The sequence below is a fragment of the Amorphoplanes friuliensis DSM 7358 genome, assembly GCF_000494755.1.
GTDB lineage: Bacteria > Actinomycetota > Actinomycetes > Mycobacteriales > Micromonosporaceae > Actinoplanes > Actinoplanes friuliensis.
The window spans coordinates 8,807,324-8,833,622 of sequence record NC_022657.1 but is presented as its reverse complement, the minus strand read 5'-3'; the positions used below and the strand labels follow the sequence as shown (position 1 = coordinate 8,833,622).

The 26,299-nt window shown below is 69.1% G+C and carries 28 protein-coding genes; all 28 read right to left on the bottom strand.

The window, feature by feature from the left end:
- Position 1: 1 nt before the first annotated feature.
- The 28 genes from AFR_RS40735 to AFR_RS40595 all read right to left on the bottom strand — a co-directional run bounded on the left by AFR_RS40735 (position 2) and on the right by AFR_RS40595 (position 26,070).
- Positions 2 to 1,585, bottom strand: coding sequence for a hypothetical protein (locus tag AFR_RS40735; protein WP_023562693.1), 1,584 nt, complete (start codon positions 1,583 to 1,585; stop codon positions 2 to 4).
- Positions 1,575 to 3,617, bottom strand: coding sequence for a flagellar biosynthesis protein FlhA (flhA, locus tag AFR_RS40730; protein WP_023562692.1), 2,043 nt, complete (start codon positions 3,615 to 3,617; stop codon positions 1,575 to 1,577). The genes AFR_RS40735 and flhA overlap by 11 nt, the downstream gene beginning before the upstream one ends.
- A gap of 69 nt (positions 3,618 to 3,686) precedes the next feature.
- Positions 3,687 to 4,778, bottom strand: coding sequence for an EscU/YscU/HrcU family type III secretion system export apparatus switch protein (locus AFR_RS40725; RefSeq protein WP_023562691.1), 1,092 nt, complete (start codon positions 4,776 to 4,778; stop codon positions 3,687 to 3,689).
- A gap of 3 nt (positions 4,779 to 4,781) precedes the next feature.
- Entirely contained in the window at positions 4,782 to 5,546 is a 765-nt protein-coding gene (fliR, locus tag AFR_RS40720; RefSeq protein WP_023562690.1) for a flagellar biosynthetic protein FliR, read from the bottom strand.
- Positions 5,547 to 5,553: 7 nt separating this feature from the next.
- Positions 5,554 to 6,405 (bottom strand): flagellar type III secretion system pore protein FliP, encoded by an 852-nt coding sequence (gene fliP, locus AFR_RS40715; RefSeq protein ID WP_023562689.1) that lies wholly within the window; start codon positions 6,403 to 6,405, stop codon positions 5,554 to 5,556.
- 1 nt (position 6,406) lies between these two features.
- The gene (fliO, locus tag AFR_RS40710) at positions 6,407 to 6,841 is read right to left on the bottom strand and encodes a flagellar biosynthetic protein FliO (protein ID WP_023562688.1); all 435 of its coding nucleotides are present in this window, start codon (positions 6,839 to 6,841) and stop codon (positions 6,407 to 6,409) included.
- Between the two features lie 3 nt (positions 6,842 to 6,844).
- On the bottom strand, positions 6,845 to 7,591 hold the full coding sequence (gene fliN, locus AFR_RS40705; RefSeq protein WP_023562687.1) for a flagellar motor switch protein FliN: 747 nt from the start codon (positions 7,589 to 7,591) through the stop codon (positions 6,845 to 6,847).
- Positions 7,588 to 8,523 carry a flagellar motor switch protein FliM gene (locus AFR_RS40700; protein WP_023562686.1) on the bottom strand — a complete coding sequence of 312 codons (936 nt, stop codon included), beginning with the start codon at positions 8,521 to 8,523 and terminating at the stop codon, positions 7,588 to 7,590. The genes fliN and AFR_RS40700 overlap by 4 nt, the downstream gene beginning before the upstream one ends.
- 115 nt (positions 8,524 to 8,638) lie before the next feature.
- Positions 8,639 to 9,106 carry a flagellar basal body-associated FliL family protein gene (locus AFR_RS40695; protein WP_023562685.1) on the bottom strand — a complete coding sequence of 156 codons (468 nt, stop codon included), beginning with the start codon at positions 9,104 to 9,106 and terminating at the stop codon, positions 8,639 to 8,641.
- A 20-nt stretch (positions 9,107 to 9,126) separates the two neighbouring features.
- On the bottom strand, positions 9,127 to 10,149 hold the full coding sequence (locus AFR_RS40690) for a flagellar motor protein MotB (protein ID WP_023562684.1): 1,023 nt from the start codon (positions 10,147 to 10,149) through the stop codon (positions 9,127 to 9,129).
- 2 nt (positions 10,150 to 10,151) lie between these two features.
- On the bottom strand, positions 10,152 to 10,940 hold the full coding sequence (locus AFR_RS40685) for a flagellar motor protein (RefSeq protein WP_023562683.1): 789 nt from the start codon (positions 10,938 to 10,940) through the stop codon (positions 10,152 to 10,154).
- Positions 10,940 to 11,227: a flagellar FlbD family protein gene (locus AFR_RS40680; protein WP_023562682.1), complete on the bottom strand. Its 288-nt coding sequence runs from the start codon at positions 11,225 to 11,227 to the stop codon at positions 10,940 to 10,942. Before AFR_RS40680 ends, AFR_RS40685 begins: the two co-directional genes overlap by 1 nt.
- Before the next feature lie 181 nt (positions 11,228 to 11,408).
- Positions 11,409 to 12,620 (bottom strand): flagellar hook protein FlgE, encoded by a 1,212-nt coding sequence (locus AFR_RS40675; RefSeq protein ID WP_023562681.1) that lies wholly within the window; start codon positions 12,618 to 12,620, stop codon positions 11,409 to 11,411.
- A gap of 3 nt (positions 12,621 to 12,623) precedes the next feature.
- Positions 12,624 to 13,220 (bottom strand): flagellar hook assembly protein FlgD, encoded by a 597-nt coding sequence (locus AFR_RS40670; RefSeq protein ID WP_023562680.1) that lies wholly within the window; start codon positions 13,218 to 13,220, stop codon positions 12,624 to 12,626.
- 84 nt (positions 13,221 to 13,304) lie between these two features.
- Positions 13,305 to 15,278: a flagellar hook-length control protein FliK gene (locus tag AFR_RS47350; protein ID WP_023562679.1), complete on the bottom strand. Its 1,974-nt coding sequence runs from the start codon at positions 15,276 to 15,278 to the stop codon at positions 13,305 to 13,307.
- A 29-nt stretch (positions 15,279 to 15,307) separates the two neighbouring features.
- On the bottom strand, positions 15,308 to 16,234 hold the full coding sequence (locus tag AFR_RS48540) for a transglycosylase SLT domain-containing protein (RefSeq protein WP_274519467.1): 927 nt from the start codon (positions 16,232 to 16,234) through the stop codon (positions 15,308 to 15,310).
- A gap of 17 nt (positions 16,235 to 16,251) precedes the next feature.
- Positions 16,252 to 16,932 (bottom strand): flagellar export protein FliJ, encoded by a 681-nt coding sequence (locus tag AFR_RS48270; protein WP_023562677.1) that lies wholly within the window; start codon positions 16,930 to 16,932, stop codon positions 16,252 to 16,254.
- A 103-nt stretch (positions 16,933 to 17,035) separates the two neighbouring features.
- Entirely contained in the window at positions 17,036 to 18,343 is a 1,308-nt protein-coding gene (locus AFR_RS40645; RefSeq protein WP_023562676.1) for a FliI/YscN family ATPase, read from the bottom strand.
- Positions 18,340 to 19,014 (bottom strand): FliH/SctL family protein, encoded by a 675-nt coding sequence (locus AFR_RS40640; protein ID WP_023562675.1) that lies wholly within the window; start codon positions 19,012 to 19,014, stop codon positions 18,340 to 18,342. Before AFR_RS40640 ends, AFR_RS40645 begins: the two co-directional genes overlap by 4 nt.
- Positions 18,998 to 20,023 (bottom strand): flagellar motor switch protein FliG, encoded by a 1,026-nt coding sequence (gene fliG / locus AFR_RS40635; protein WP_023562674.1) that lies wholly within the window; start codon positions 20,021 to 20,023, stop codon positions 18,998 to 19,000. The genes AFR_RS40640 and fliG overlap by 17 nt, the downstream gene beginning before the upstream one ends.
- A 42-nt stretch (positions 20,024 to 20,065) precedes the next feature.
- Positions 20,066 to 21,667: a flagellar basal-body MS-ring/collar protein FliF gene (gene fliF / locus AFR_RS40630; RefSeq protein ID WP_023562673.1), complete on the bottom strand. Its 1,602-nt coding sequence runs from the start codon at positions 21,665 to 21,667 to the stop codon at positions 20,066 to 20,068.
- A 1-nt stretch (position 21,668) separates the two neighbouring features.
- On the bottom strand, positions 21,669 to 22,004 hold the full coding sequence (fliE, locus tag AFR_RS40625) for a flagellar hook-basal body complex protein FliE (protein WP_023562672.1): 336 nt from the start codon (positions 22,002 to 22,004) through the stop codon (positions 21,669 to 21,671).
- A 2-nt stretch (positions 22,005 to 22,006) separates the two neighbouring features.
- On the bottom strand, positions 22,007 to 22,402 hold the full coding sequence (locus AFR_RS40620) for a flagellar basal body rod protein FlgC (protein ID WP_023562671.1): 396 nt from the start codon (positions 22,400 to 22,402) through the stop codon (positions 22,007 to 22,009).
- Positions 22,403 to 22,407: 5 nt separating this feature from the next.
- Complete coding sequence (gene flgB, locus AFR_RS40615; protein WP_023562670.1) at positions 22,408 to 22,755, bottom strand: flagellar basal body rod protein FlgB; 348 nt, start codon at positions 22,753 to 22,755, stop codon at positions 22,408 to 22,410.
- Positions 22,756 to 22,919: 164 nt separating this feature from the next.
- The gene (locus AFR_RS40610) at positions 22,920 to 23,243 is read right to left on the bottom strand and encodes a hypothetical protein (protein ID WP_023562669.1); all 324 of its coding nucleotides are present in this window, start codon (positions 23,241 to 23,243) and stop codon (positions 22,920 to 22,922) included.
- A gap of 5 nt (positions 23,244 to 23,248) precedes the next feature.
- A complete protein-coding gene (fliS, locus tag AFR_RS40605; protein ID WP_041841525.1) occupies positions 23,249 to 23,641 on the bottom strand; it encodes a flagellar export chaperone FliS in 393 nt (130 codons plus the stop codon).
- A gap of 18 nt (positions 23,642 to 23,659) precedes the next feature.
- The gene (gene fliD, locus AFR_RS40600; protein WP_023562667.1) at positions 23,660 to 25,102 is read right to left on the bottom strand and encodes a flagellar filament capping protein FliD; all 1,443 of its coding nucleotides are present in this window, start codon (positions 25,100 to 25,102) and stop codon (positions 23,660 to 23,662) included.
- Positions 25,103 to 25,224: 122 nt separating this feature from the next.
- Entirely contained in the window at positions 25,225 to 26,070 is an 846-nt protein-coding gene (locus AFR_RS40595; protein WP_023562666.1) for a flagellin N-terminal helical domain-containing protein, read from the bottom strand.
- Positions 26,071 to 26,299: the final 229 nt, after the last annotated feature.

Here is a 26,299-nt window from a genome sequence, read left to right as displayed (position 1 = left end):
CCTACCTGCCCCGGGCGGGCCGCCGCGGGAGGGCGGCCATCGGCACTACGTCCGCGGCGATCCGGGCGCACAGCATCGCGGCCCAGGCGTGCGGGGTGGCGGGCTTGCCGTCCAGCGAGACGATCGGCAGGTCCAGGCCGAGCACCGTGGCCGGGTCGGCCGTGATGTCCACGCTGTGCACCACGAGCGCCTCGATGTCGCCGAGCGTCCGCAGGTGCCGGGCCGTGTCGGCCGTCTTGCGGGTGGCGTCGACGACCGCCCAGACCGCGGTGGCGCCGATCGCGTCGCACATGTCGCTGACCCAGATCGGATCGGTGCCGCCGACCTTCGCGTCGACCACGACGATCCAGGCGTGGTCGGCGTTCTGGAGGCGTTCCGCCTTGGTCGCCGCAGCCGTCGGGTCACCGAGGACGCGGGACGAGTGCATGCCCGTACCGGCCGCTGTCGGGCCGCCGAGCAGCAGGTGGGCCTGGTCGATGCCCGACTGCTCGCAGAGCTTCTTGCCGATCGGCAGCGCGTGGTCCAGGTCGCCGCAGAGCACCAGGATCTCGCCGGGTGCGTCCGGGACGCCCGGCGCCGCCGGACGGGAGGCCAGCACGCTGAGCACACCGGCGTACGTGTCACCGCCGACGATCTGCGCCGCCATCTCCGCCGGCATGCCGACCATCATCAGGTTCTGCTGCACCGGATCCGCGTGCATCGGCCGCAGTGTGGCCGGTGGCTGGGCGGTGGTCGTGGTCGCGTGCAGCGGCGTCTGCGCCTGCGGGGCGCCGAGGCCCAGCCCGGCCAGCGTCTCGGCCAGGCCGTTGCCGGCCGGCGCGGGTGAGGTCGGCGCCAGCCCGTACGCCGCGGCCGGTGTGCGCGGCGGCGCCGGGTTCTGCGCGGCCCGGGTCGCGGCGGCGTTAGTCGGGAAGGCCGGACCGTCACTCACCCCGAGACCGCCCATCAGCTCCGCGAGCGACGGTACGGGTGGCAGCGGCCGGACACTCGGCCCGGAGTGCGAACCACCGTTGACCGGCGACCCGGTGGCCTGTGCCGGGCGGAACGGCCGCACGCTCGGGTTCTCCGGGCGTTCCGGCTCCGCGTCGGCGTGGGGCCGTGGCGCCGGGCGGGCCCAGGCGTTGGTGTCGGCCTTGTCGAGACCGGCCATCAGCTCCGCGAACGCGGCACCCGGGTCGGCGAGCGCACGGCCGGCGCCGCCGCCGAGGTTCGGGCCGGCACCTCCGCCACCCAGGCTGGGACGGCCCACGGCGGCGTCCGCGTCGCCCATCCCGGCGTCGCGGCCGGTCCGGCGGTCACCTCCGGCCGGGTTGTCGTCCGGAGCGATGCGGTCCCGGGACTCGGCCCGGGCCAGCAGTTGCTCCAGTGTCTGTGGCGGCTCCTCGGCCGCCGGCTGCCGGCGTTGCGGTTCGTTGCGTTCCTCCGGGTCCGGAACCTCGACCGACAGCTCGTAGTGCTGCTTGGCGAAAAAACCGCCGAAGCCACCGCTACGGACCTTGTCGGCCGAGATGATCCGGACGGAGGAGCCGTACTCGTCGCGCACCTGCGCCAGCAACGGCTCGATGGCCGGCCCCTCAAGCAGCACCCGCGTAGGCACCGTTCACCACCCCCATGGTCTCGATCTGTGCGGTGGAACCAGAAATCTCGGAATAGGACAGCACCTGAACGCGGCGTGAGCCGGCGCGCAGGAGACGCATCAGTGGCAGCCGCAGCTGCGGTGAGCAGGCCAGCACCGGGGTGATGCCCTGCTGTTCGGCGGCCTCGACGAGCCGGCCGGCCTCGGTGACCATCGCCTCGGCCCGCATCCCGTCGATGGCCATGAACGCACCGGTCTCGCTCGGCCGCAGCGACTCGAGCAGGTTCTGCTCGAGCATCGGTTCGAGCGTGATGACGGTCAGGCGGCCGCCGGACGCGTACTGGGCGGCGATGGCCGGTCCCAGCGCGGCCCGGGCCGCCTCGACGAGTCCGTCGTGGTCGACGGAGATCTTGGCCCGCAACGACAGCGACTCGAAGATCCGGACCAGGTCGCGGATCGGTACGCCCTCGTCGAGCAGCGCCTGGAGCACCCGCTGGATCTGGCCCAGGCTGAGCAGCGACGGTGTCAGCTCCTCGACGACCACGGGGTGCGTGCGCTTGACCATCTCGGTCAGCGACCGCACGTCCTCGCGGCCGAGCAGGCGGCTGGCGTTCTGCCGGACGATCTCGGCGAGGTGCGTGATGATGACGGACGCCCGGTCGACGACCGTCGCGCCGGAGAGTTCGGCCTGGTAGTGCAGCTCGGCGGGCACCCACTTGCCGGCCAGTCCGAAGACGGGCTCGACGCCCGCGCGGCCGGGCAGCGCCTGCAGTCCGTCACCGATCGCCAGCACCGTGCCCGGCGGGGCCTGGCCGCTGCCTGCGTCGACCCCGCTGATCCGGATCGCGTACGAGGACAGCGGCAGGTCGAGGTCGTCCCGGGTGCGGACGGGCGGCATGACCATGCCCAGCTCCAGCGCCATCTTGCGGCGCAGGGCGCGGACCCGGTCGAGCAGGTCTCCGCCGTTGGTGTCGACGAGGTCGACGAGGTCGGGGGAGAGCGCCAGTTCGAGCGGGTCGACGCGCATCTCGCCGAGCAGTGATTCGGGCGAGTCCGGCGAGGGCCGTTCGATCTCGGCCGCGGGTGTGCCCTCGGTCTCGGGTTCCGGGTCCTTGATCCGCTGGGCGATCAGCAGCACCGAGGCGCCGATCAGCAGGAACGGGATCTTGGGCAGACCGGGGATGACGCAGAGGCCGAGCGCGGCGCCACCGGCGATGCGCATCGCCAGTTTGTTCTGGCTCAGCTGGGCGGTGACGCTCGAGCCCATGTCGCCCGAGGTCGCCGAGCGGGTGGTGATCAGACCGGTGGCCACGGACAGCAGCAGCGCCGGGATCTGGGAGACCAGGCCGTCGCCGATGGTCAGCAGGCTGTAGTGGTTCATCGCGTCGGCCGGCGACATGCCCTCCTGGAGCATGCCGATCGCAAAACCGCCGACCAGGTTGATGATCGTGATGATGATGGCCGCGATGGCGTCGCCCTTGACGAACTTTGAGCCACCGTCCATCGCACCGTAGAAGTCGGCCTCGGCGGAGACGTCGGCACGCCGTTTCTTGGCCGTCGCCTCGTCGATGAGGCCGGCGTTGAGGTCGGCGTCGATCGCCATCTGCTTGCCGGGCATGGCGTCCAGGGTGAACCGGGCGCCGACCTCGGCCACCCGCTCGGCACCCTTGGTGACCACGACGATCTGCACGATGATCAGGATCAGGAAGATCACCAGGCCGATGACCAGCGAGCCACCGACCACAAAACTGCCGAACGCATGGATGACCTTGCCGGCGTCGCCGTCGCGCAGCACGAGACGGGTGGCGCTGATGTTGAGCGCGAGCCGGAACAGCGTCGCCACCAGCAGCAGTGCCGGGAAAACGGAGAAATCCAGAGGCCGCTGGACGAACATGGCAACCAGCAGGATCAACAGGGCGCCCGTGATGTTCAGCGCGATCAACAGGTCGAGCAGGAACGTCGGCAGGGGCACGACCATCATGACGATGATGCCGATGACCCCGATGGGTACGGCGAACTTGCTGAGGTTGCGGTTCTTCACAGCACCCCCTCCACCTGCTGATACTCCCGCAGTGGGGCGCGTGATGTGAGGAAATCTCCCAGATTGTTCCTATGCCACCGCCGGGGTCGGGTTCGGGTTGCGATGGACCCCGGCCGCCGACCCCTTCGTCTTCAGGCTCATCACGAACGCCAGCACCTTGGCCACCGTGCCGTAGAACTCGGCCGGGATCTCCATCCCCACCTCGACGCTCTTCTCCAGTGCCCGGGCCAGTGCCTTGTCCTGCACCATCGGGATGCGGTTCTCGGTGGCCAGCTCGCGGATCTTCTGCGCGATGGCACCCTGCCCCTTGGCGATCACGCGTGGCGCACCCTTCTCCGGGTCGTACCGCAGCGCCACGGCGACATGCGTCGGGTTGACCAGCACGACGTCGGCGGTCGGCACGTCGGCCATCTGCCGGTTGCGGGCCATGGCCATCTGCCGGGCGCGGATCTGTCCCTTGACGTGCGGGTCACCCTCGGTGTTCTTGTGCTCCTGCTTGACCTCTTCCTTGCTCATCCGCAGCTGCTTGTTGGTGCGCCGGCGGACCACGAAGTAGTCGGCCGCGGCCATCACGATGCCGGCCACGGACGCGGCCCGGATCAGGGACAGCACGGCGTCGTTGATCACGCCGAGCAGCGAGACGACCTGCAGCCGCCCGGCGGTCATCAGCAGCGGGACGATGTCCTTCATCGTCATGTAGAGCACGCCGGCCAGCACCCCGGTCTTGATCAGGGCCTTCGAGCCCTCCCAGAGGGCCTGCGGTCCCAGCATCTTCTTGATGCCGGGCAGGGGATTGAGGCGGCTGAACTTCGGGATGAACAGCTTGGTGGCGACCCGGATGCCGCCCTGCGCGCCGGCCGCGGCGATGCCCACGGCCATCATCGTCAGCGCCAGCGGCAGCACCGCCCAGCCGGCGCTCATCATGCCGTCCTTGAGGATGCCGAGCGCGACCTGCGGGTCGGGGTCGGCGATGATGTCGGGCACCTTCTCCATCAGCTCGCGGGAGTGGTCCATCGCGGCGCCGAGGGTGCGCGGCAGCATGATGCTGGCGGCCAGCATGCCGACCCAGGCGCCGATGTCCTGGCTGCGCCCGATCTGGCCTTCCTTCTTGGCCTTCTTCAGTTTTTGCGCTGTGGGCTGTTCGGTCTTCTCCCCGGACACGGATCACCCCCCGCTGAGCCGGACGACCGCAACGACCGCCTTGTCGATGAGCCCGTCCAGGGCCCGGGGAAGGATCGCGATCGCCGTACCGGAGAGGGTCAGCACCAGGAAGATCTTCGCCGGGAAACCCAGCTGGAACGCGTTGAGCGCGGGCGCGACCCGGTTGAGCAGACCGAACGCGACGTCGGTGAGGAACAGTACGGCGATCAGCGGACCGGCGATCTGCACCGCGGCCACGAACATCTCGCCGATGCCGTCGGTGAGCAGGCGGTTGAACGTCTCCATGGAAAAGCTCGTGTCCAGCGGCAATGTCTTGTACGACTGCAGGAACCCGCGGAGCACGAGCTGGTGCCCGTCACTGGCGAAGAGCAGGGTCACGGCGACCAGGTTGTAGAACCGCCCGAAGATCGAGCTCTGGTTCTGCGACAGCGGGTCGTACGCCGCGGCCAGGGTGAAACCGCCGAAGACGTCGATCAGGTCGCCGGCCGCCTGGATCGCCGCGAAGAAGAGGTAGGTCAGGAAGCCCAGCGCCGCACCCACGAAGACCTGCAGTGCGGCGCTGAAGATGATCGCCGACGTCTCGATCGAGGGCATCGTCGCGGTCAGGTAGGGCGCCATCGGCAGCGCCAGCCCGATCGAGAGCAGCACCTTGACCTGCGACGGGATCAGCCGGGAGTTGAACGGCGGGCACAGCATCAGCCAGGCGCCACAACGGGCCGCGCCGAGCATGACGGCGACGAGTTGTCCGATGGGCAGGTCGAAGTTCATCGGTGCCTCATGCGTACGACCCGACCAGCGCCGTGATGATCAGCCCCCACCCGTTGATCAGCACGAAGAGCAGCAGCTTGAACGGCATCGCCACGGTCACCGGTGGCAACATCATCATGCCCAGGGACATCAGTGACGCGGAGACGACCATGTCGATGATGAGGAAGGGGATGAAGATGACAAAGCCGATGATGAACGCGGCCCGCAGCTCGGACAGCACAAACGCGGGGATCAGCGTGGTCAGCTCGACGTCGTCCGCGTTGGCCGGCTTCTCCTGCCCGGACACCTTGACCAGCAGCGCCAGCTCGTCCTCGCGGGTGCTCTTGAGCATGAACTCGCGCAGCGGCTGGACGCCGTCCTTGAACGCCTGAGACTGCGTCTTGTCGCCGGCCAGGTAGGGCTGCACCCCCTGCTCGTTCACCTGCGACAGGACCGGGCTCATGATGAAGAGGCTGATGAACAGGGCCAGCCCGGCCAGGACCTGGTTGGGCGGCATGCTGACCAGGCCCATCGCGTTGCGGGTGATGCCGAGGACCATGAAGACCTTGGTGAAACACGTGCACAGCAACAGCACCGCCGGCGCGACCGAGAGCAGCGTCAGACCCAGCACGATCACCAGGGACGTGGCCGGTTTGCTGCCGTCGGGGTTCGTACCGTTGATGTTGAAGTTGATGTTGCCGCCGCTCGGGCTCACGGTCGGCGCGACCGGTGCGGTCGGGCCGGGAGCCTGCGGAAGCTCGTAGTGGACAGCCACGGCCGCGGGCTGCGGCATCGGCTGCGGGGGAGCGGCCTGCGCCGCCGCGGCGGGCACGAGCGCCGCCAGCGCGAAGAGCAGGATCAACAGGGTCCGCCGCCACATGTCAGCGCCTCGTCGTCCGGTCTCGGAGGAAGTCCAGGGTCGAGCTCCAGGTCCGCGGGGACAGGATCGACCCGTCGAGCTTGCCGCTGTGATGCGGCAGCACCGTCGGGATCGCCGGCGGGAGCACGTCGTCGGCGCCAGGAGCCAGGGTGTCCCGCTTGGCCGGCGCCGGGTGCGCACCGGCCCCGAACGCGTCGAGGTCGGTCTCACCGAGCAGGCTGACCTGCGTGTCGGTGACCCCGAGGATCAGCGCGCGGTCCGCCACCTGGACGACCGCCACCGACGAGCCACGGCTCAGCGACTGCCGGTTGAGCACCGAGAGGCTGCCCGACCCGCGCCGGCCCACGCCGCCGCGGCGGGCCACCTTGGCCAGTCCCCACATCAGGCCGAAGACGACCAGCAGCGAGAAGCCGATGCGCAGGACGAGTTCGAACAAGGGTTACTCCCCGCTGCCGGGAGAGATGATCTCGGTGATCCGGATGCCGAAGTTCTCGTCGATGACCACGACCTCGCCGCGAGCGATCAACCGGCCGTTGACCAGCAGGTCCGCGGGGCTGCCGGCGGCACGGTCGAGCTCGACGATGGCGCCCGGGGTCAGCGAGAGCAGCTCCCGCACACTCATGCGGGTCCGGCCCAGCTCGGCCGACACCTCCATCTCGACGTCGTGCAGCATGTCGAGACCGCCGCGCATCGGACCCGCCGAGTCACCGCGGCGGGCGACCCCGGCGGGCGCGCCGTCGGACGGCCACGGGCTCAGCGCCATCGCGAGCACCGCGCGGATGTCGCCGCCGTCGAGCAGCGGCACGGCAACCGCGCCGTCCTTGGCGGCGATGGCGCTCAACGCGACGCCGGGCTCCATGAGCTGCCCCGGGTCGAGGACAACAGGTCCGAACGCGCGGGCGGCGGCCTCCAGGGCCGGGCGTACGGCGGCGGTCAGGTCGAGCTCGCCGAGCGGGCTCTCCTTCAGCGCGTCCGCCAGGTCCTGGCCCACCACGACGACAACCTCGCCGGTGGCGGCACCGCTGAACTTCGCGGTGATGGCCTGCCCGGTGGTCAGCATGTCGGCGGTCGCCGCCACGGGCGCACCGACGAGGAGTTCCCGGCTCGTCGGCAGTACGGCCAGGGCCGCCTCGGCGGCGGTCCGGACCTGCGCGAGCTGCGGATCGGTGATGGTGGGCGCGGTCATCGGCGCTCTTCCTCCTTGGGTGACGGCACGACCAGACAGGCGAGCCGGGCACCCTGGTTACCGGGAACTGCGTGTGCAAAAACGGTCTCGTTGACGGTCACCTCGAGCGGCACGCTGGTCGGATGCCCCAGCGGCACGACGTCACCGGGCCGCAGATCCACGATGTCATCGGTACGCATGCGGATGGGCTGGAATCGGACAGCTACGTCAATCGGCGCCGCGGAAAGTCCAGCTGTCAGGTTGCGGAAGGAGGTGTCGCGTACCATCCGCTCGGCCGCGGTGAGCTCGATCGTCTCCTGCTTCTCGAGCACCGGCAGGATCGTGCTGAACGGCAGGCAGATGCTGGCCACGCACTCCTCGGTACCGATCTTCATCTCGAACGAGGCGATCACCACAGCGTCGCCGGGCTGGTGTGCCCGCAGGAACTGCGCGTTGTACTCGATGTCCTTGAGCTTCGGGGAGATGTCGACCAGCGTCTCGAAGCCGTACCGGAGCTCGCCGAGCATCCGCTCCAGCAGGCCGCGCAGCAGGGGCATCTCGACCTCGGTGAGCGGGCGCTCCGGCTGGGCGCCGCCGGGTCCACCGAGCATGTGGTCGATAGCGGTCATCACCGCCGAGGAGGCCATCTCCACCAGCACGGTGCCGGGCAGCGGGTCGATGGACACCACCGCAAGGACCGTGGGATTGGAGAGCGAGGCGACGTACTCGTCGTAGTTCAGCTGCTCGATCGAGACGAGGGAGACGCTGCTGACCACACGCAGGCGGGTGGTGAACAGGGTGCCGCAGCTGCGCGCGTACGTCTCGAAGGCGATCTGCAGCGTGCGGATGTGCTCCCGGGACAACTTGATCGGCCGGCGGAAGTCGTACGCCGTGGGGCCGGTGTTGCCGCGCCGGGACATCTTTCCGGGGGAACGGGTCGGAGAGGTGGTCACGTCGTCCTCATCGGCTCGGTTCCGCAACCGCTGAGCCGTCGGGCCTGGTTCGTACCCTGATTGACCGAAATGGGCAGGTCCGCGTGGTGCGGACCTGCCCGACGGAGCCTGTTGGTTACTGGGTGACGAAGGAGGTGAAGTAGATACCCATCACCAGGTGCTTGTCCTCGACGTTGTACGCCTTCTCGATCTTCTCGAGCAGCTCCGCCTTGGACGCCTCGCGGCCCTTCAGCGTCTCCAGCTCGCCGATCTTCGCACCGGTGTACTGGTCGATGGCCAGGTCGATCGCCTCGGAGGTGTCGATCTCCTCCTCGCCGGCCTCCTCGGTCATCTGGAGGGCGAAGCCGAGCTTCAGGTAGTGGGCGTCCGCCAGGTTGATCGTCATGGTCTCCTCGATCGCCACGACCGCACCCTTGACCGGCTCCGGCTCCTTCGCCTCGGCCGCGTCGCCCTTGAGGAAGAAGAACCAGGCACCTGCGCCACCGCCGCCGAGCAGCACCACGGCCAGGACAATGATCATCAGCATCTTCTTGGACTTCTTCGGCGCTTCCGCCGTAGCGTCCTTGGTTTCTTCCTTGCTCATCGGAACTCCTCCTGTCGTGGTCAGTCGTGCGTGGTGGTCGGTGACTCGGTGTTTGATTCGGTCGTGCCGGTCCCGGCTTTAGCCTCGGCCTCGGCCTGTGCGGTTGTAGTTCCGGTGTGAAGCTTGGCGTCGTCACCGGCGGCAGCCGGCAGCAGCGCGGCCTCGTCGGCCTTGAGCTGCGTGAGGACAACAACGTCCACGCGGCGGTTCATGGTGACCGCGCGCTTGTCCTTCGGGTCGATCAACGGCTTGGTGTCCGAGAAGCCGACCGCGCTCATCCGTCCCTTGGCCAGGCCGTGGTCGATGAGGTAGCGCACCGTCGTGGACGCCCGGGCCGCGGAGAGCTCCCAGCCGCTCGGGTAGAACGACGTGGTCGCCTTGAGCTGGTTGGTGTTGCCGTCGACCTCGATGTTGTTCGGCAGCTTCTTCAGCGCCGGCGCGATCGCGTCGAGGATCTTCTTGCCACCGGGTTTCAGGTCGGCGCGGTTGCCCGCGAAGACCACCTCGTTGGTCACGACGGTGACCACCAGCCCCCGCTGGTCGATGGTGAACTTGACCTGGTTGAGCAGCTTGGCCGCCTGCAGCGCGTCGGCGATCTTCTTCTCGACCTCCTTGAGGTTCTCCGCCTCCTTGGTGGCCGCCTGCGCGTTCGCCGAAGCTTCCTTGCGGCTGGCGGCCCGCAGCGCGCGGTCCACCGCCTCCTTCTGCTCCTTGGTCATGCCCTCCGTGCCGGTCCCGCCGTCACCGGGGTTGGTCCCCGGATCGATCGGTACGACCTGGGTGGACTGGCCGGCACCCTCGAGGTTCGAGACGTTGCCGGTCATGGCCACGCTGGACGCGCCGAAACCCTCGGAGAGGCCGGCCGCCAGCTCGGCGAACTTCTTCTGGTCGACGCTGCTCATCGAGAACAGCACCACGAACAGGACGAACAGCAGCGTGAGCATGTCGGCGTACGACACGAGCCAGCGCTCGTGATTGACGTGCTCCTCGTGCTCCTCGTGCCCACCCTTCTTCTTGCGCGCGCCGCCGCCGCCCGAACTCATGGTTAGGCGGCCTTCTTCGACGCAGCGGCCTCGGCGGCCTTGGCGGCGTCCGGCGGCAGCAAGCTACGGAGCTTCTGGGCGACCAGACGCGGGTTCGAGCCGGCCTGGATCGCCAGCACACCGTCGATGACCAGCTCCATCTCCTCGGCCTCGATGCCGGAGAGCCGGTCCAGGCGCGCCGCCATCGGCAGGAAGATCAGGTTGGCGCTGAGCACACCCCAGAGGGTCGCGACGAACGCGGCGGCGATGGAGTGACCCAGCGTCTCCGGCTTGTCGAGGTTCTCGAGCACGTGCACCAGGCCCATGACCGTGCCGATGATGCCGACGGTCGGGGCGTAACCACCCATGTTCTCGAAGATCTTCTTGCCGGCCTTGTCGGCCTTCTTCTTGGCGCCGACCTCCGCGTGGAGGATGTCGTGCAGCTCCTCCGGGTCCGTACCGTCGATGGCCAGCTGCAGGCCACGCTTCAGGAACGGGTGCTCGACGGTCTTGACCGCGTCCTCGAGGGCCAGGAGGCCCTCACGGCGGGCCCGCTCGGCGAGCTTGACGATGTCGTCGACCAGCTCGTTCGGCGGCGTGACCTTCGGCAGGAAGCCCTTCTTGAGCGACGCGCCGACGCCGAGGGCGTCCTTGAGGATGCCGCCGGCCATGGCGGCACAGAACGCGCCGCCGAACACCAGCAGCATCGACGGGATCAGGATGATCGACGCCGGGCTGCCGCCCTCGAGGATCTGAACGGTGAAGACGATGATCAGTGCGATGACTACACCAAGGATGGTGGCGAGGTCCATCAGCGGTCCTTTCGGTGCAGCTGCAGCACATTCGTCGCAGCGTTCTCGTCGTCGGAGGGCGCGGGCTCGGCCAGCAGGGCCGGCTCGGCCTCGATGCGACTCGCCTGGGCGATCAGCGAGGCGCGGTAATGGCGCACCGAGTCGATGAACTCGGGCACGGACTCGGCAATGACGTACTTGGTGCCGTCCACCAGCGTGATGACCGTGTCGGGCGTGCAGTCGGCACGCTCGACCAGGTCGGGGTTGAGGGCGAACACGGCTCCGTTGAGGCGGGTTACAAGAATCACGACATCCGTCCTTGGGGCGTCTTGGCTGGTGGGGCCGTCCGTGGCCCGTCATATGTCAGTTCGGCGTACTACCGGTTGCTGATGAGCGCGAGCCGGTCTCTTTACGGGTGCGGGCCGGCCTGGAAAGAGCGAAGCCGGGGCGGGCTGTCAGGCCCGTCCCGGCTCCACACCGGTGCTGCTACTAGCGCTTGAGGTTCACGAGCTCCTGGAGGATCTCGTCGGAGGTGGTGATGATGCGGCTGTTGGCCTGGAAACCGCGCTGGGCGATGACCAGGTTGGTGAACTCCTGCGCCAGGTCGACGTTCGACATCTCCAGGGCGCCGCTGGTGATCAGGCCGAGACCCGCGGAGCCGGCCGAGCCGACCTGGGCCAGGCCCGAGTTCACGGTGCTGCGGAACATCGAGTCGCCGATCTTCTCGAGACCGTTGACGTTGTTGAAGTTGGCCAGGGCCAGCTGGCCCAGGCTCTGCTTCAGGCCGTTGGAGAAGACACCGACGATCTGACCGGTGTTCGACACGGTGTACGAGCTCAGGATGCCGGCGCCGGAACCGTCCGACGCGCTGACCCGGGCCTCGGTGTTACCGCTGTACTGCGTGATGTCGCTGATGTCGACGTCGAGACCGTCCAGCGTGATGTTGGTCAGCGGTGTGACACCGTCGGCCTGCATCGGCTTGCCGTTCACGAACGAGATGGCCACGGACGAGCTGCCCGGCGCGGGTGTCGTCGCGGTCCACTCGTTGGCGCCCGTCTTGGTCATCGTGACGTTCAGCGCGCTGGAGGCGCCGTTGATGTCGATGACGGGGATCGGGATCACCTTGGAACTGCCCGGGAGTGCACCGGTCGAGTCCACCGGCGCCTCGAACGACAGGTTGCCGGTCAGCGTGAACTTGGAGGTGGCCTGGGGTGCCAGGCTGATGCCGATCGGCAGCTGGATGTTGCCCGGTGCGCCGGCGGTGTTGACCGTGCCCTTGGTGTCGGCGGACCAGCCCTGGACGATCTGGCCGTTCGGGGTGGTCAGCGAGCCGTTGGCGTCGAAGGTGAACGAGCCGGCGCGGGTGTAGACCGACTCGCCGCCGCTCTTGACGACGAAGAAGCCGTCACCCTGGATCATCATGTCGCCGGACTTGCCGGTGGTCTGTGCGGCGCCCTGGTTGAAGTTCGCGTTGATGCTGGCCGTCCGCACACCCAGGCCGACCTGGGCGGGGTTCGTACCGCCGGAGCCGTTCTGCGGGGCGCCGGCCGCGTTGACCATCTGCGACAGCGTGTCCTGGAAGACCGTCTGGCTCGACTTGTAACCAGTGGTGTTGACGTTGGCGATGTTGTTGCCCGTGACGTCCATCATCTGCTGGTGCGCGCGGAGGCCACTGATGCCGGAGAAGAGGGAACGCAGCATAGGTCAGTTGTCCTTCGTGGTAGCGGAATCATCGGAGGTGGTGGCGGGCTCCGCCGGCTCCGCGGGCTTGGTCGCCGCGGGTGCCGGCGTGGTCGCCGGCGGTGCCGCCGGGGTGGCCGGCGTCGTCGCCGTCTGCCCGGTTGTCGCTGGTCCGGTTGTTGCTTGCTGGACTTCCGTGACCTTGGACAGCTGCACATCCGTGTTCCCGACCACGAGCGTCGGTTCGCTGTCTCCGTTGAGCTTCGTCTTGGTGACGACGCCCGTCTGTGTCGTCCCGTTCGCATCCTGGAACGTGACCGTGCGGCCCACCAGCGCGCTCGCGCCGATCAGTTGCTGGGCCTGCATCATCTCGGCGATCTGCCCGAGCTTCTCGACCTGCGTGAACTGGGCCGTCTGGGCCAGGAACTGCGTCGAGTCGGCCGGGTTGCTGGGGTCCTGGTACTTGAGCTGAGCCACCAGCAACTTCAGGAACGTGTCCTGATCGGCGACCGACTTGCTGGCACCGGAGTCCGTGGTCGTCCTGTTCGTGTACATCGACGTCGCGGACACGTTCTTGGCGTCGAATTCCTTGCTGACGTTTCCGCCGATCGGTGACGTCATGAGCAAGTCCTCCCGAGTTCGAGTTGGTGGCCCTCGCACTCAGTTTCGGCCGGTCCGCCGATTCACTTAGCCCTAGATTTCAGCTCACGCCTGGATGTCGAGGCGGCTGTTCCCATCGGTACGCGAGGGACTCGGCGGAGCGGGCGCCTCGGGCTCCGGCTCGGCGCCGCGGCCGCGGTTCCCGCCCCGGGTGCCGTTGTTCTCACCCATGAACGCGAACTGCTGGCGCGCCTGCTCCTGCTGACTGCCCTGACGCAGGTCGAGCGACGTGTTGGAGAACCCGGACTGCTCGAGCTCGCGCCGCAGGTCGTCCATGGCGTTGCGCAGCGAGTCGTGGCCGGCGTCGGTCGAGCTGGACAGCTGCACGTTGATCTCGCCGTTGCGGATCTCGGCGACGACCTGGACCGGGCCGAGGTCGACCGGGTGCAGGTTGATGGTGAGCCGGTGCACGCCGTCCGCGTCGAGCCGCAGCGGCGTGATCCGGGTGGCGACCTGGGCCGCGACCGGGCCCGGGGTCGGCGGCGCCGGCGGTGCGGTGTCGGCAACCGGGGCTGCCGGTGCGGTCGGCGCTGTGGCTGCGACGCCACCGACCTGCGGCACGCCGCCCGGGAACTCGGTTCCCGGTGTTGCCGCTGCGGTGGCCGGCGCGACAAACGTGCCGGGCTGCCCGTTCGAGCTCTGCTGGTCGGTCTGCTGCCCGCCGGTACCCGTCTCGCCCTCGGTCCCGCTAGTGGTCGTCGGCGGCTGATCGGCCGTGGGTGCCGGTTCGGCGGTGGTCTCGGTCTGCCCGGTCGTGGGGACGGCAGTGAGGTCCGCCGCGGCGGTGGCCGCCACGTCGGCGGTGGGCGCTGCGGCCGGTGCGGCCGGTGTGGCCTGTGCCGTCGGGGCCGCTGCGGTCGTCGGGGCCGCTGCGGCTGTGGGGGCTGCTGCGGTCGCCGTGGCCGCTGGGGCACCGAGTCCGTCGGCCACCGCCTCGGCGATGTCCGGCGGCATGGCGGATGTGGCGGCCGGGGCGGCGGCCTGCGGCGCGGCCGGTGCTGCGGCATTCTGCGGAGCAGCCGTCGCCTGGGGAGCTGCCTGCATGACCGCTGCCTGCGAGACGGCATCTGCCTGAGTGACAGCCGTCTGCGCCGCGCTGCTCGGTGCCAGCGACATGCCGGCTTCTCCCGTCCGGGCGGCGGCCTGAGCTTCCGCCTGCGCCCACGCGGCAGCCTGGGACGCACCGGCATTGGTGATCGGCCCGGCCGGAGCCTCCGGGGTGGCTGCGGGAGGCGCCGGTGTCGTTGGCGGGGCCGGTGCCGTGACGGATGTCGTAGCAGCCGGTGGTGCTTCACCGTCGGGAACCTCGGTGGTCGCCGCCAGTGCGGCCTGGAACGGCAGGGCGACGACCGGGACAGCGGTCGCTTCCGCCTTTTCCGGAGTGGTGGGCTCGTCGGTAGCGGTCGCGGAGTCAGCTTCCGCTGCAGGCTCCGAGGACACGGTGGTCTCGGCCTGCTTCACCTCGGCGCCGGTGCTGGGCTTGTCGGAGCGCGACGTCTCGGGACGCCGGGTCTCGGGCGCCCCGGTCTCACGCGGAGAGCCGGGATCCTCCGAGGGGCGCTCGGAGGCATCAGGACGCTCGGAGGCCTCAGAGCGCTGCGAGGGCTCTGGGCGCTTCGAGGCCTCGGGGCGCTGCGGGGAATCAGCACGTTGCGGGGCATCGGGACGTTGGGGCGCATCCGGGCGCTCCGGGGCGTCGGGCCGTTGCGCGGTCGTGCGCTGGGCGGCCGCCCGGGCCTGCGACAAACGTTGCTGCGCGGCGATCTGGTTGCGCGTCGCCGCCGAGCGCTGCAGGCGGGCGTCCGCGGCCCGGTTCTCGGCCTGGAGCCGGTCCTGCGCGGCCCGACCCGCCACGGCACGGTCCTGGGCCTTGCGGTCGGCCTGGTCGGCGGGCTTGCGGTCCAGCTCGGCGGAGAGCGCCGACCCGAAGGCCTCGGCACCCTCGCCCGGCTTGCCCGGTCCCCGGCGGGCGGTGTCGACCGCCGGCTTCCGGTCCGGTCCGGTGACGGAGCTCGTCATGCGGCGGTTCCCCTCGTCGGTAACGGTGCTCAGCCGAGCGCGGCCAGTGCCTTCTGGACCTTGGGCACGTACGCCTGCGTCTCGGAGAACGGCGGGATGCCGCCGTACTTGTGCACGTTGCCGCCACCCGCGTTGTAGGCCGCCAGGGCCAGCGGGAGCGACTTGAACTCCTTCAGGTGGCTGGAGAGCAGCTTCGCCGCGCCGTTGATCGCCTGCTGCGGGTCGAAGGAGTTGTGCACTCCGAGCCCGCGGGCGGTCGCGGGCATCAGCTGCATCAGCCCCTGGGCGCCGGCCGGGCTCACGGCCTTCGGGTTGTAACCCGACTCGACCTTTGCGACGGCGGCGAGCAGCTTCGGCGACACGTCGTACTTCGCGCCGGCCTTGAGGAACATGTCGGCGTACGGGACGCCGGCGAGCGAGGTCGAATTCTGGAGGCTGGCCGGGCGCACCGCGGCCGGTGCGATCGAGGCGCTGATGCCACCCGCGGCCTCGGTGCCGACCACGCGGCGGATGTGCGTCGGGGTCTCGTACACCGACTGGATCTTGACGTGGTCGCCCGGCTTGGGCGCGGCGATCATCTTGTTGTCGCCGAGGTAGATCGCGACGTGGTCGACCGGCGAATCGAAGGCCAGGATGTCGCCCGGCTTCGCGTTCTTCAACCCGTCGACCTTGGTCCCGGCCCGGGCCTGCTCCTGCGATGTGCGCGGCAGATCAACACCCAGATCCTTGTACGCCCGCTGCACCAGCGCCGAGCAGTCGAGCCCCTTGGCCGGATCGGTGCTGCCGAAGACGTACGGGGTACCGAGGTACTTCTTGGCCGCGTCGACGACGGACCGGCCGGTGACACCGCTGGTGGCGGTCTTGCCGGTGGCCTCGGTCAGCGCACCGGCAAACGCGGCGTTGGGTGCGGGCGGTGTGATCCCGAGCTGGGCCTTGAGCTCGGAGATACGGGACATGACTCCCTGGACACCGATCATTCGCGGCTCCCCTCGTCCTCGGCGACGTTCCCCTCGTCTTCGAGTTCGGCGGGATCGGCGGGGCGCTTAGCGGCAACGGAAAGTGCGGACCGGGCGGCGTCGATCGCCTGCCGTGCGTTGGCGAGGTCGATGTTGGGGCGCCGGGCCGCAACCGTGTTGGCGGTTTCACGGGCGGCGTCCTCGCGGTCCGCGGCGGTGCCGTTGCCGTGCCGCAGGATGTTCGCGCGTTCCTCGCTGGTCGCGTCGATGCCCCGGGCGGCGTTGCGGGCCTTGGCCGTCACCGCCATCTCGTCGATGGCGTCCTGCTCGGTCTTGAGGTCGTGGGCCTTCACCGTCGCGGCGTGCCGTTCGGCCATCATCTCGACTGCCCGGCGCCTCTTGGCGGCGTCGGAGAGCTCGGCCTGCTTCTCGCGGGCGATCTCCTCGGCGTCGGTGACCATCCGGTGCGCGCCGGACAGCGTGGCAGCCATCGACTGCCGGGCCACCATCGAGGCAACCATGGCGCGGGCGGTGCCCTCGGTCGGCGCGTCGGCACCGGTCAGCTCCAGCTGGCGGCGCTTGACCAGCGCCTGCGCCTCGCGGATCTCCTGGCGGGACTGGATGACGGCGCCGCGGGCGGCGTCCTCCTGAGCCTTGCGTGCACGCAGAACTGGCCCGAGCCGGAACAGGCGATTCACAAGACCTCCCGAGAACGTCGAGGTGGCTCCCTCACCAGACCCGGTCGGCGCGCGTCGGCAACCGCTGAGCGCCTGCACCCGATCTGCACCCGACGGCGAGCGCTCAGGACGCGGCGATCAGCTGCCGCAGCGCCTGCCAGGCCTCGGCCGCGCTGACCTTCTCGTCGAGGCCCTGGCGCAGGAAGGAGGTGATCTGGGGCCAGATCGCGGTGGCGCGGTCGGCCTCCGGGTTGGTGCCGGGCACGTACGCGCCGATCTCGACCAGCTCGCGGACGTCGCGGTGCGCGGCCATCATCCGGCGCAGCTCGGTGGCGTCGTTCCGCTGCTCCGGCGTCGTGATCCGGTTGGCCACCCGGGAGATCGAGTCGAGGGCCTGGATGCTGGGGAAGTGGCCGGCGGTGGCGAGCTTGCGGTCGAGCACGATGTGCCCGTCCAGGATCGAGCGGGCCGCGTCGGCGATGGGCTCGTTGTGGTCGTCACCCTCGACCAGCACCGTGTAAAGGCCGGTGATGCTGCCGCGGGCGCCGGGACCGGCGCGTTCCAGCAGCGACGCGAGCATGGCGAAGACCGACGGCGGATAACCACGGGTCGCCGGCGGCTCGCCGACCGACAGGCCGACCTCCCGCTGGGCCATGGCCGCACGGGTGACGCTGTCCATCATCATCAGCACGTCGCCGCCCTGGTCGCGGAAGTACTCCGCGATCCTGGTGGCGACCGAGCCCGCGCGGAGGCGTACCAGGGGAGGGGTGTCCGAAGTGGCGATGACCACGACGGAGCGGGCCAGGCCCTCGGGCCCCAGGTCGTGCTCGATGAACTCGCGGACCTCGCGGCCACGCTCGCCGACCAGGGCGACGACGTTGAGCTCCGCGGTGGTGCCCCGGGTGATCATCGACATCAGCGTGCTTTTTCCGACGCCGGAGCCGGCGAAGATGCCGATGCGCTGACCCCGGCCGCACGGCACGAGGGTGTCGAGCACACGCACACCCAGGGGCATCGGCGCGTCGACCAGCTGGCGTTCCATCGCCGAGGGCGGTGCGGCCTCGATGCTGACCATCTCGCCCTTGAGCGGCGGGCCGCCGTCCATCGGGCGGCCGAGACCGTCCAGGATGCGTCCCCGCAGGTCGGGGCCGACCGCGACCCGCAGGGGACCGCCGGTCGACACCACCGGGCTGCCCGTGCTCATGCCGGCGATGGGGCCGAGCGGCAGGCAGGAGAGGCGTTCGCCGTCGATCGCGGCGACCTCCGCGAGCACCGCCTCGTCACCCTCGCCGATCTGCAGCAGCTCGCCGACCCGTGCCTCCAGACCGCTCACGGTGACCCGGAGGCCGACCGCACCGGTGACCTTGCCCCGGCTCAGCGGCTGGGCCGCGCTCAGGGCGGCGTTGATGCGATTACGGAAGACGTCGGTCACAGTCTCAGGGCCTCTTTGGCTCGCGCTACGGCGGTGGCGATGGAGGCGTCCACGGTGGTGGTCCCGGTCTCGGCGACCGCGTCACCGGGACGCAGCGCCGGTTCGGGCCGCAGGTGCACCGGCCGGCCCTCGTAGTTGTAGTCGGCGTCGGTTGCCGTACCGACCAGATTGCGGAAATCGTCGGGATGCAGGCTCACCACGATCTCGCCCTGGTCGGGCGCGGCGTTCATGGCGCGGCGCAGCGCCGACACGGCCCGGCCCTCCGGGTCGTCCAGGGACCGGCCGACGATGGCCTCGGCCAGCTCGAACGCGTGCGCCAGCACCGCCTCCTGCAGCTCGTGCAGGGTCGGCATCATCTGCGTCTCCAAGCCGGTGACGGCCCGGCCCAGGGCGTTGATCGCCTGGGCCAGAGCGGCCGCCCGGCGCTGGTCGTGCGCCTGCTCCACGGCCCGCGCCCGCTCGGCGGCCGCCTCGGCCTCGAGCGCCGCGGCCCGCTGGCCCTGCGCCCAGCCCTCGGCATAACCCGCCGTCCGGGCCTGCTGCTTGGCCCGCTCGACCGGGGCACTGTCCTCCGGTACGCCACGACGCAGGTCCACGCCGAACCGGGCGGCCGTGGCGGACTCCGCCACGGTCCCGCGCAGGATCGGCGCGTCGTCAGGCGATGAGCTCATCGGCCTCGCCACCACGCTGGATCTCGATCTGGCCGGAGTCCTCGAGCGAACGGATCACCGAGACGATCTTCTGCTGGGCCTCCTCGACCATCTTGACCTTGACCGGGCCCATCAGGTCCATCTCCTCGAGCAGGTTCTCCCGGCCGCGTTCCGACAGGTTGCGGGTGACCTTGTCCCGGACGTCCTCGCCGACACCCTTGAGGGCGGTGGCGAGGTCGGCCGGCTCGACCTGGCGCAGCACGAGCTGGATCGAACGGTCGTCGAGACTGACGATGTCCTCGAACATGAACATCCGCCGGCGGATCTCCTCGGCGATCTCCGGGTTGCGGGCCTCCAGAGCCTCCAGGATGAGCCGCTCGGTGGTGCGGTCGGCGCGGTTGATGATGTCGACCAGCGGGTCGAGACCACCGACCGTCGACAACTCGTCCGGCTGCAGCACCGTGGAGAGCTTGCGTTGCAGGGCCAGCTCGACCTGCCGGATGACGTCCGGCGAGGTGCGGTCCATCACGGCGATGCGGTGCGCGACGTCCGACTGCACCTCGGGTGCCAGCCCGGACAGGATCGAGCTCGCCAGCGCCGACGGGATGTGGGCCAGCACCAGCGCGATCGTCTGCGGGTGCTCGTACTGCACGTACGAGAGCAGCTGGCGGGGATCGGCGTGGCTGAGGAAGTTGAACGGCATGTCGGTCATCGACGCCTGCAGCCGGTCGAGGATCAGCTGCGCGCGTTCGGTGCCCAGGGACGCCTCGAGGAGCTCACGGGCGTACGCCATGCCGCCGGCACCGGCGTGCTTGGTCGTCGCCATCGCGTAGAACTCGTCGATCACGTCGCCGACGACGTCGGGTTCGAGCTTGCCGAGGCGGGCGATCTCGGCGGAGAGCTCCTCGACCTCGTTCTCGTTCATCGAGGCGAGCACCCGGGTGGAGTACTCCTTGCCCATCCGGACGAGCAGGATGGCTGCTTTGCGCAGGCCGGTCATCGACGTCGTGCTCAGCGCCGGTGTGGTCAACGCGGTTCCTCCTTGAACCAGGGGGGTGGTGCACTTACCGGATCAGCGACCGGCGCCGAGCCAGCCACGCAACAGGGCGGCCATCTCCTCCGGCTGGTCCTCGACCATCTGTTCGATCTCCCGCTGCCGCTCGTCGAGGGCCTCGAAGTTGGCGTTCGCGGCCTCGATCGCCGGCGACGGGATCGCGGCGTTCAGCTCGGCCAGGCGCTGCTGCTCGAGCGCCGCCTGCATGTCCTCGAGGTGCTTGAGCTCGGCCGGCGTCAGGGCCTTGCGCTTCTTGGCCCGCCGGCTGGCCCGCCAGGCCAGGAAGATCAGGAAGAGCACGACCAGTGCCATCGCGCCGGTCTTGATCAGCGAGGTCTGCTTCGCCGACTGCTCGGCGGCCGCGGAGGCGGCCAGGGCGTCCTTCGCGGCGGTGGCGGCACTCGTGTCGAACGGCATCGCGCTCACCGCGATGGTGTCGCCGCGGGTCGCGTCGATACCGGCGGCGGCGCTGACCAGCGACTGCACGTCCGCGGAGTTCACGGCACCGGCGGTGGTGCTGTCCAGCAGGACGGCCACGTTCAGCTTCTTGATGCTGCCCGGTGCGCTGCGACGCGCCTCGGTCGTCTTGTTGACCGCGTTGTTGCGCACGGTGTTGCTGTTCTCGTACTGGCCCGTGCCGCTGCTGCTGGTCGTGCCGTTCGGCACCTGGATGTTGTCCGGGCCGAGGACGCCGCCCTGGCCGGTGCCGTTGCCGTTGTAGGCCTCGCGGCTGATGCTCTCGGAGAGCGCGGCGACGGACGGGTCCGAGGTGTACGACTCGGTGGTCGTCTCGGTCTGGTCGTAGTCCAGCTCCGCGGTGGTCGTCACCACGGCGTGGCCGGGTCCGACGACGCTGTCGAGCATGTTCTGCAACGAGGCGTTGAGGCGGTTCTGGAACGCGACCGTCTGCCCGTCGGAACCGCTGTCGCCACCCGCGGCCACCGCGGCACCGCCACCGGCGGACAGGATCTTGCCGTCGGCGCCGGCCACGGTGACCTGCTCGGGATCCAGGCCCTCGACACTCGAGGCCACGAGATGCACGATCGCCTGCACCTGCTGGTTGGAGAGCGGCTCGTTGGCGCTCGACTGCACCAGCACGGAGGCGGTGGTCTTGTCCTGGTCGTCGGCGAAGACGTCCTTCTGCGGCATCACGAGGTGCACGGTGGCGGCCTCGACGCCGTCGATCGACTTGATGGTGCTCGCCAGCTCGCCTTCCAGCGCCCGCTGGTAGTTGGTGTGCTGCATGAAGTCGCTGGTGGTGATGCCCTGCTGGTCCAGCAGCGCGTACCCGGTCTCCGACTCGCCGGGCAGGCCCTCGCCGGACAGCTGCAGCCGCAGGTCGTAGACCTGGTCCTGGGGCACCATGATCGTGCTGCCGCCGTTGGCCAGCTCGTACGACGTGCCGGACTTCTGCAGCGACTCGACGATCGCGCCGGCGTCCTTGCTCGACAGGTTGCTGAACAGGGCGGAGTAGGACGGCTTGGCGGCCCAGGTGGCGAAGAAGTAGCCGCCGATCACGAGGGCGAGCACGGCGGCGATGGTGACCGCCTTCTGTCCCGGGGTGAAGGACTTGAAGCTGTCACCGACCTTGCGTACGGGCGCGGGGAGTCGGTCGGTCATGTCAGGCCTGCATCCTCATGATCTCCTGGAAAGCCTCCACGGCCTTGTTGCGGATCGCCATGGTGAGCTGCAGACCGAGCGCAGCCTCGGTGGAGGCCATCGTGTACTGCGCGGGGTCCTGCAGCGTGCCGTTGGCGACCTGCACAGACAGGTCGGCGGCGTTCGCCTGGGACGACTGCACACTTTCCAGGCCCTTGGAGAGCATGCCGGCGAAGTCCGTGTTGGGCCCGGTGACGGACTGGGTGCCACTCGCACCGGCCAGACCGTCGACGCCGGAGATGCCACTGACGCCCGACAGGCCGCTGACGGCGCCGAGCGCACTGATCGGAGAAGTCATGATCAGCCCTTCCCGAGCTGGATGGCGGCCTGGTAGGAGTCCCGGGCCCGGTCCACGACCGAGAGGTTCGCCTGGTAGGCGCGCTGGGCCATCATCATCTGGGCCATCTGGCTGCCGAGGTCGATGTCCGGCCGGCGGACGTAACCCTCGGTGTCGGCCAGCGGGTTGTCCGGCTCGTAGGAGAGCGTGCCCTCGGCGCTGCCGTAGGCGATGCCACCCACCTGCGCGCCGTTGCCGTCCTGCGCCTCCTGGGCGACGACGTAGCGGGCCTGGAAGGCGTTCTCGGACGTCTTGCTGACGTTGTCCATGTTGGCGATGTTGTCGGAGACGGCATCGAGCCACTTGCGGTAGACGGTCACGCCCGTGGCGGCCGTACCGATCGCGTTGAAGGTGCTCATCTACCTCAGGCCCCCTTGATCGCGTCGCGGATCAGGCTGTACTTGCCGTCGAGGGCGCGGATGGCGAGCTGGTAGCGCATCGTGGTGTCGATGTGCGACAGCGTCTCCTCGTCGAGGTTGACGTTGCTGCCGTTCAGGCGCGTCGGCTCCAGCGAGTTCTGCACACTCGGCGAAACCGTCGAGGGCGACTGGCCGTGAGCGACGGCGCTGCTCAGCGCCTCCTCGAACTTGACCTTACGAGCCTGATAGCCGGGGGTCTCGATATTGGCGATGTTGTTGGCAATGGCGTTCTGCCGGGCGGACAGACCGGCGACTGCGACGCGGAGCGAGGACGAAGAGACGTCATCGAACACGGCAGGTTCCCTTCACAGGTGGATCAGGTGCCTGTCCTTGGCGTTCGGTCCGAGCAATCCGTTGCTCGTACCCTCCGATTCGGCCTGCCGGACGATCCGCTGAGTCCCAAACGGTTGCCGCTGGGTTGCACGCAGAAACCCGGGACCCCTGCGGGGGTCCCGGGTCACATGGCGCAGTCGATGTAGGTAGGGATGCCCTTGCCGGCCGTGCCCACCTCCACGCGGGCGGCGAAGGCGGTCTGCCGGCGGTTGGCCGTCATGGCGATCGCCGCGGCCTGGGCCACCTCGAGCTGGCGGGTCAGGATGTAGTCCGCGCGCGGCCGCAGATCCAGCGGGATCGGGCCGATGCCCTCCGGCGGCGCCCACGGCGTCGCCTCCGCGAGCTCCTGGTTGCGGTGCTCCTGGGTGATCATCCGCTCGACGGCGTCGACATCGGCCTCGAGCTCGTCGAGAGCCGTGATCCACGCGGCACGCCATTCGTCGGCCATCGGGATCACCCCTCGGCCGCCGCGACGGCCATTGCCGCCTCGCGCCAGGTGTCGCGCAGGGGTTCCATGAGGTTCCGGACCCCCGTCACCTTCTCCACGTCACCCTTGATGTTCGCGTTGATCAGTTCGAGCTGCGCGAAGGAGTAGAGCGCGGCCAGGCCGGGAGCACCCTCCCAGGCGTCCAGGTTCAACGTCACCTGAAGTTCGGTGATGATGTCCTGTGCGTGCTTGAGCTGGGAATTCGCCTCGGGCCGGTCGCCGGCGACCAGTGCCTGCTCACCACGGTTGAGGTCCATCACCAGACGGTCGAAGAGCATCAGCAGGAGCTTGGCGGGTGAGGCCGTGGCGACCGAGTCGGCGATGTAGCGGGCCCGCATGGCTGGAGAAGGTGTGGTCATGAAGCTTCGCTCCGCTCATCAGAGGTTGGCCAGCTGGCTCGAGAGCCAGGAGGACTGCTGCTGCATCTTGCCCATGGCGACCTCGAGGTTCGAGAACTGCCGCTGCAGTGATGTCTTGCGCAGGTCCAGCCGGATGTCCCATTCGCTCACCTGGTCGTTCAGGCGGCGGATGTTGTCGTTGCGACGCTGGATGAGGCCCTGGAGGATGCCCTCCTTGGGTCGCGTCGGGTTGGTCGGGTCGACAACACCCTCGGTGGCGACCAGGGCCAGCGTGTCCAGCTTGCGGGCCAGGCCGACCGAGGTGTCGTGACCCGGGTCGAACTTGGCGGGGGTGCCGCCGGCCTTCTCCTCGTACCCGTCGAAGAACTGCTGGGTCTTGGCCGGGTCGGCCTTGTACGACTCGAGGAACTTGTCCTTGTCGAACGTCAGCTTGCCGCTGCGGTCGACGCTGATGCCGACCGCGTTGTAACTGGCGTTGCCGCCGTTGCTGCCGAGGCCGGTGGCGCCTCCGGAGACCGCACTGAGGATGTCCTGGGTGAGCTTGCGCATCGCGCTGTCACCGACCAGGACGCCGGCCGAGATCTCGCCCGACTTCGTCTTGCTCTGCGCGGCGATCTCGGTCAGCGCCGTGTTGGCGTTGTCGACCAGCGCCTGAACTTTGGCGGCGAGCCCTTCGGTGTCGCTGCTCAGGTCGATGGTGACCTGCGCGTCACTGGCGGACTGCACCTTGGTGGCGGTGACGGTGACACCCGGGAGCACGTCGGCGAAGGTGTTCGAGGCCGACTCGATGGTGTAGGCGTCGGCCGTGGTGCCCACGGTGAGCTGGGCGTTGGCCCCCTGCGTGGTGACCACGCCGGTGCCCAGGTTGTCGAGACCGCTGGGGATCGCGAAGTCGCCGTCCTGGCCGGACTTGGTGGCGGTCAGCTGCAGCGTGTACTTCCCGGGGGAGATCTGCACCGCCGAGGCCTTGTACGCCGCATTCGCCGTGTTGTTGATCGCCGAGACCACGGACTGCAGCGACGCGTCGGTGGGACTCACCGTCTGCGTCGTCCCGTCGGCGAGCTCGATGTCGAAGCTGGAGCCGTTCATCACCGGTGAGGTGGCGGCATCGCTGATGGAGGTGACCGACCCGCCGGTGAACGTCGCGGCGTGGGTCGTCGCCAGCTGGTTGACGCGGAAGCTCATCGACCCCGCGGAGGCGCCGGGCTGGGCCGAGACGACCGCCGCGTCGGAGCTCGAGGTCGCCTTCATGGACTTCCAGCTGTTGGCGTCGGTCAGCGCCTTGGCGGCCGTGCCGATGCTGGACATCCGGCTGTTCACGCTCTGGTACGCCGTCACGACCTTGTTCGCGGTGTTGACCTTGTTCCTGAGCGCCGCCTGAGGGGCCGCTTCGATCTTCATGAGCTGGTTGATCGTGTCCGTGGTGCTCATGCCGGTCACGAGGCCGTCAACACTGGCCATGGGGGCGCTCCCTCCGTCGTGGGTCTGAAACGGGACGGGCGGCCGGCGATGTCGCCGACCGCCCGTCTATTCGGTTGTCTCCGCCACGGGCTGAGCCATTGGGCGGTACGTCACGCAGACGATCAGCGCAGGAGGGACAGAACGCCCTGCTGCGACTGGTTGGCCTGGGACAGCATCGAGGTGCCGGCCTGGGTCAGGATCTGCGAGCGGGTGAAGGACATCATTTCCTGCGCCATGTCGGTGTCGCGGATGCGGCTCTCCGACGCGGACAGGTTCTCGATCGCCACGTTGACGCTGTTGATCGTGTGCTCGAACCGGTTCTGGTACGCACCGAGCGAGGCACGAGCGGTCGAGATCGCCTTGACCTGGGTGTCGATCGCGTTGATCGACGCCTGGGCGGCGTCCGCGTCGGTGAAGCTCAGCGTGCCGAGCGTCGACGCGATGTCCTTGACGTTGGCGGAAGTGAGGTCCACCTCGATCTGGCTGTTGACGTCACCGTCCGCGCCGACCTGGAACTTCATCTTGCCGTCGCCGTTGACGCCGGCGGTGCCGTCGAGCAGCTTCGTACCGTTGAAGTTGGTCGAGTCGGCGATCCGGCCCAGCTCCGACGTGAGGCTCGTGACCTCGGTCGCGATGTTGGCCCGGGCCTCGGTGTTGTTCGAGTCGTTACCCGCCTGCACACCGAGGTCACGCATGCGCTGGAGGATCGAGTGAACCTCGTTCAGCGCGCCTTCAGCGGTCTGCACCACCGAGACACCGTCCTGCGCGTTGCGGACGGCGACCTTGAGGCCACCGACCTGGCTGCGCAGGCCCTCACTGATCGCCAGACCCGCGGCGTCGTCGGCGGCCCGGTTGATCCGGAAACCCGACGACAGCTTCTCGAGGGACTTCGACATCTGGCTGTCGGAGGTCGAGAGGCTGCGGTAGGCGTTCTGAGCAGCGATGTTCTGGTTGATACGAAGACCCATTTGAAATTCCTCCTTGAGTGGGGTCCTGACCGGCCCATCCGTGAGCCGTTGTGCTTACGTCAGGAGTAATCGTCTGGTCACGCAGCGTCCTGAGGAGTTTCCGAAGTTTGTTCGCAGATGACTCCCAACCGATTCGCAACCTGATAGCGCCCAAGTCCTCAGGGCCGACCGGTACGTGCCGACTGGTCCGATGTAGCGGAGGGAATTCCTCGCTCGGATCGGAGAAGCC

Coding starts and splice junctions, on each gene's coding strand:
- fliF (WP_023562673.1), bottom strand. CDS start 21,667: ATGACCGACCGACTCCCCGCGCCCGTACGCAAGGTCGGTGACAGCTTC.
- fliD (WP_023562667.1), bottom strand. CDS start 25,102: ATGGCCAGTGTTGACGGCCTCGTGACCGGCATGAGCACCACGGACACG.
- fliP (WP_023562689.1), bottom strand. CDS start 6,405: ATGTGGCGGCGGACCCTGTTGATCCTGCTCTTCGCGCTGGCGGCGCTC.
- fliN (WP_023562687.1), bottom strand. CDS start 7,591: ATGACCGCGCCCACCATCACCGATCCGCAGCTCGCGCAGGTCCGGACC.
- AFR_RS47350 (WP_023562679.1), bottom strand. CDS start 15,278: ATGACGAGCTCCGTCACCGGACCGGACCGGAAGCCGGCGGTCGACACC.
- AFR_RS40675 (WP_023562681.1), bottom strand. CDS start 12,620: ATGCTGCGTTCCCTCTTCTCCGGCATCAGTGGCCTCCGCGCGCACCAG.
- AFR_RS48540 (WP_274519467.1), bottom strand. CDS start 16,234: ATGTCCCGTATCTCCGAGCTCAAGGCCCAGCTCGGGATCACACCGCCC.
- fliS (WP_041841525.1), bottom strand. CDS start 23,641: ATGACCACACCTTCTCCAGCCATGCGGGCCCGCTACATCGCCGACTCG.
- AFR_RS40595 (WP_023562666.1), bottom strand. CDS start 26,070: ATGGGTCTTCGTATCAACCAGAACATCGCTGCTCAGAACGCCTACCGC.
- AFR_RS40670 (WP_023562680.1), bottom strand. CDS start 13,220: ATGACGTCACCGATCGGCGGAAACGTCAGCAAGGAATTCGACGCCAAG.
- AFR_RS40690 (WP_023562684.1), bottom strand. CDS start 10,149: ATGAGTTCGGGCGGCGGCGGCGCGCGCAAGAAGAAGGGTGGGCACGAG.
- fliR (WP_023562690.1), bottom strand. CDS start 5,546: ATGAACTTCGACCTGCCCATCGGACAACTCGTCGCCGTCATGCTCGGC.
- AFR_RS40695 (WP_023562685.1), bottom strand. CDS start 9,106: ATGAGCAAGGAAGAAACCAAGGACGCTACGGCGGAAGCGCCGAAGAAG.
- AFR_RS40610 (WP_023562669.1), bottom strand. CDS start 23,243: ATGGCCGACGAATGGCGTGCCGCGTGGATCACGGCTCTCGACGAGCTC.
- fliE (WP_023562672.1), bottom strand. CDS start 22,004: ATGACTTCTCCGATCAGTGCGCTCGGCGCCGTCAGCGGCCTGTCGGGC.
- AFR_RS40620 (WP_023562671.1), bottom strand. CDS start 22,402: ATGAGCACCTTCAACGCGATCGGTACGGCCGCCACGGGCGTGACCGTC.
- AFR_RS40685 (WP_023562683.1), bottom strand. CDS start 10,940: ATGGACCTCGCCACCATCCTTGGTGTAGTCATCGCACTGATCATCGTC.
- AFR_RS40640 (WP_023562675.1), bottom strand. CDS start 19,014: ATGAGCTCATCGCCTGACGACGCGCCGATCCTGCGCGGGACCGTGGCG.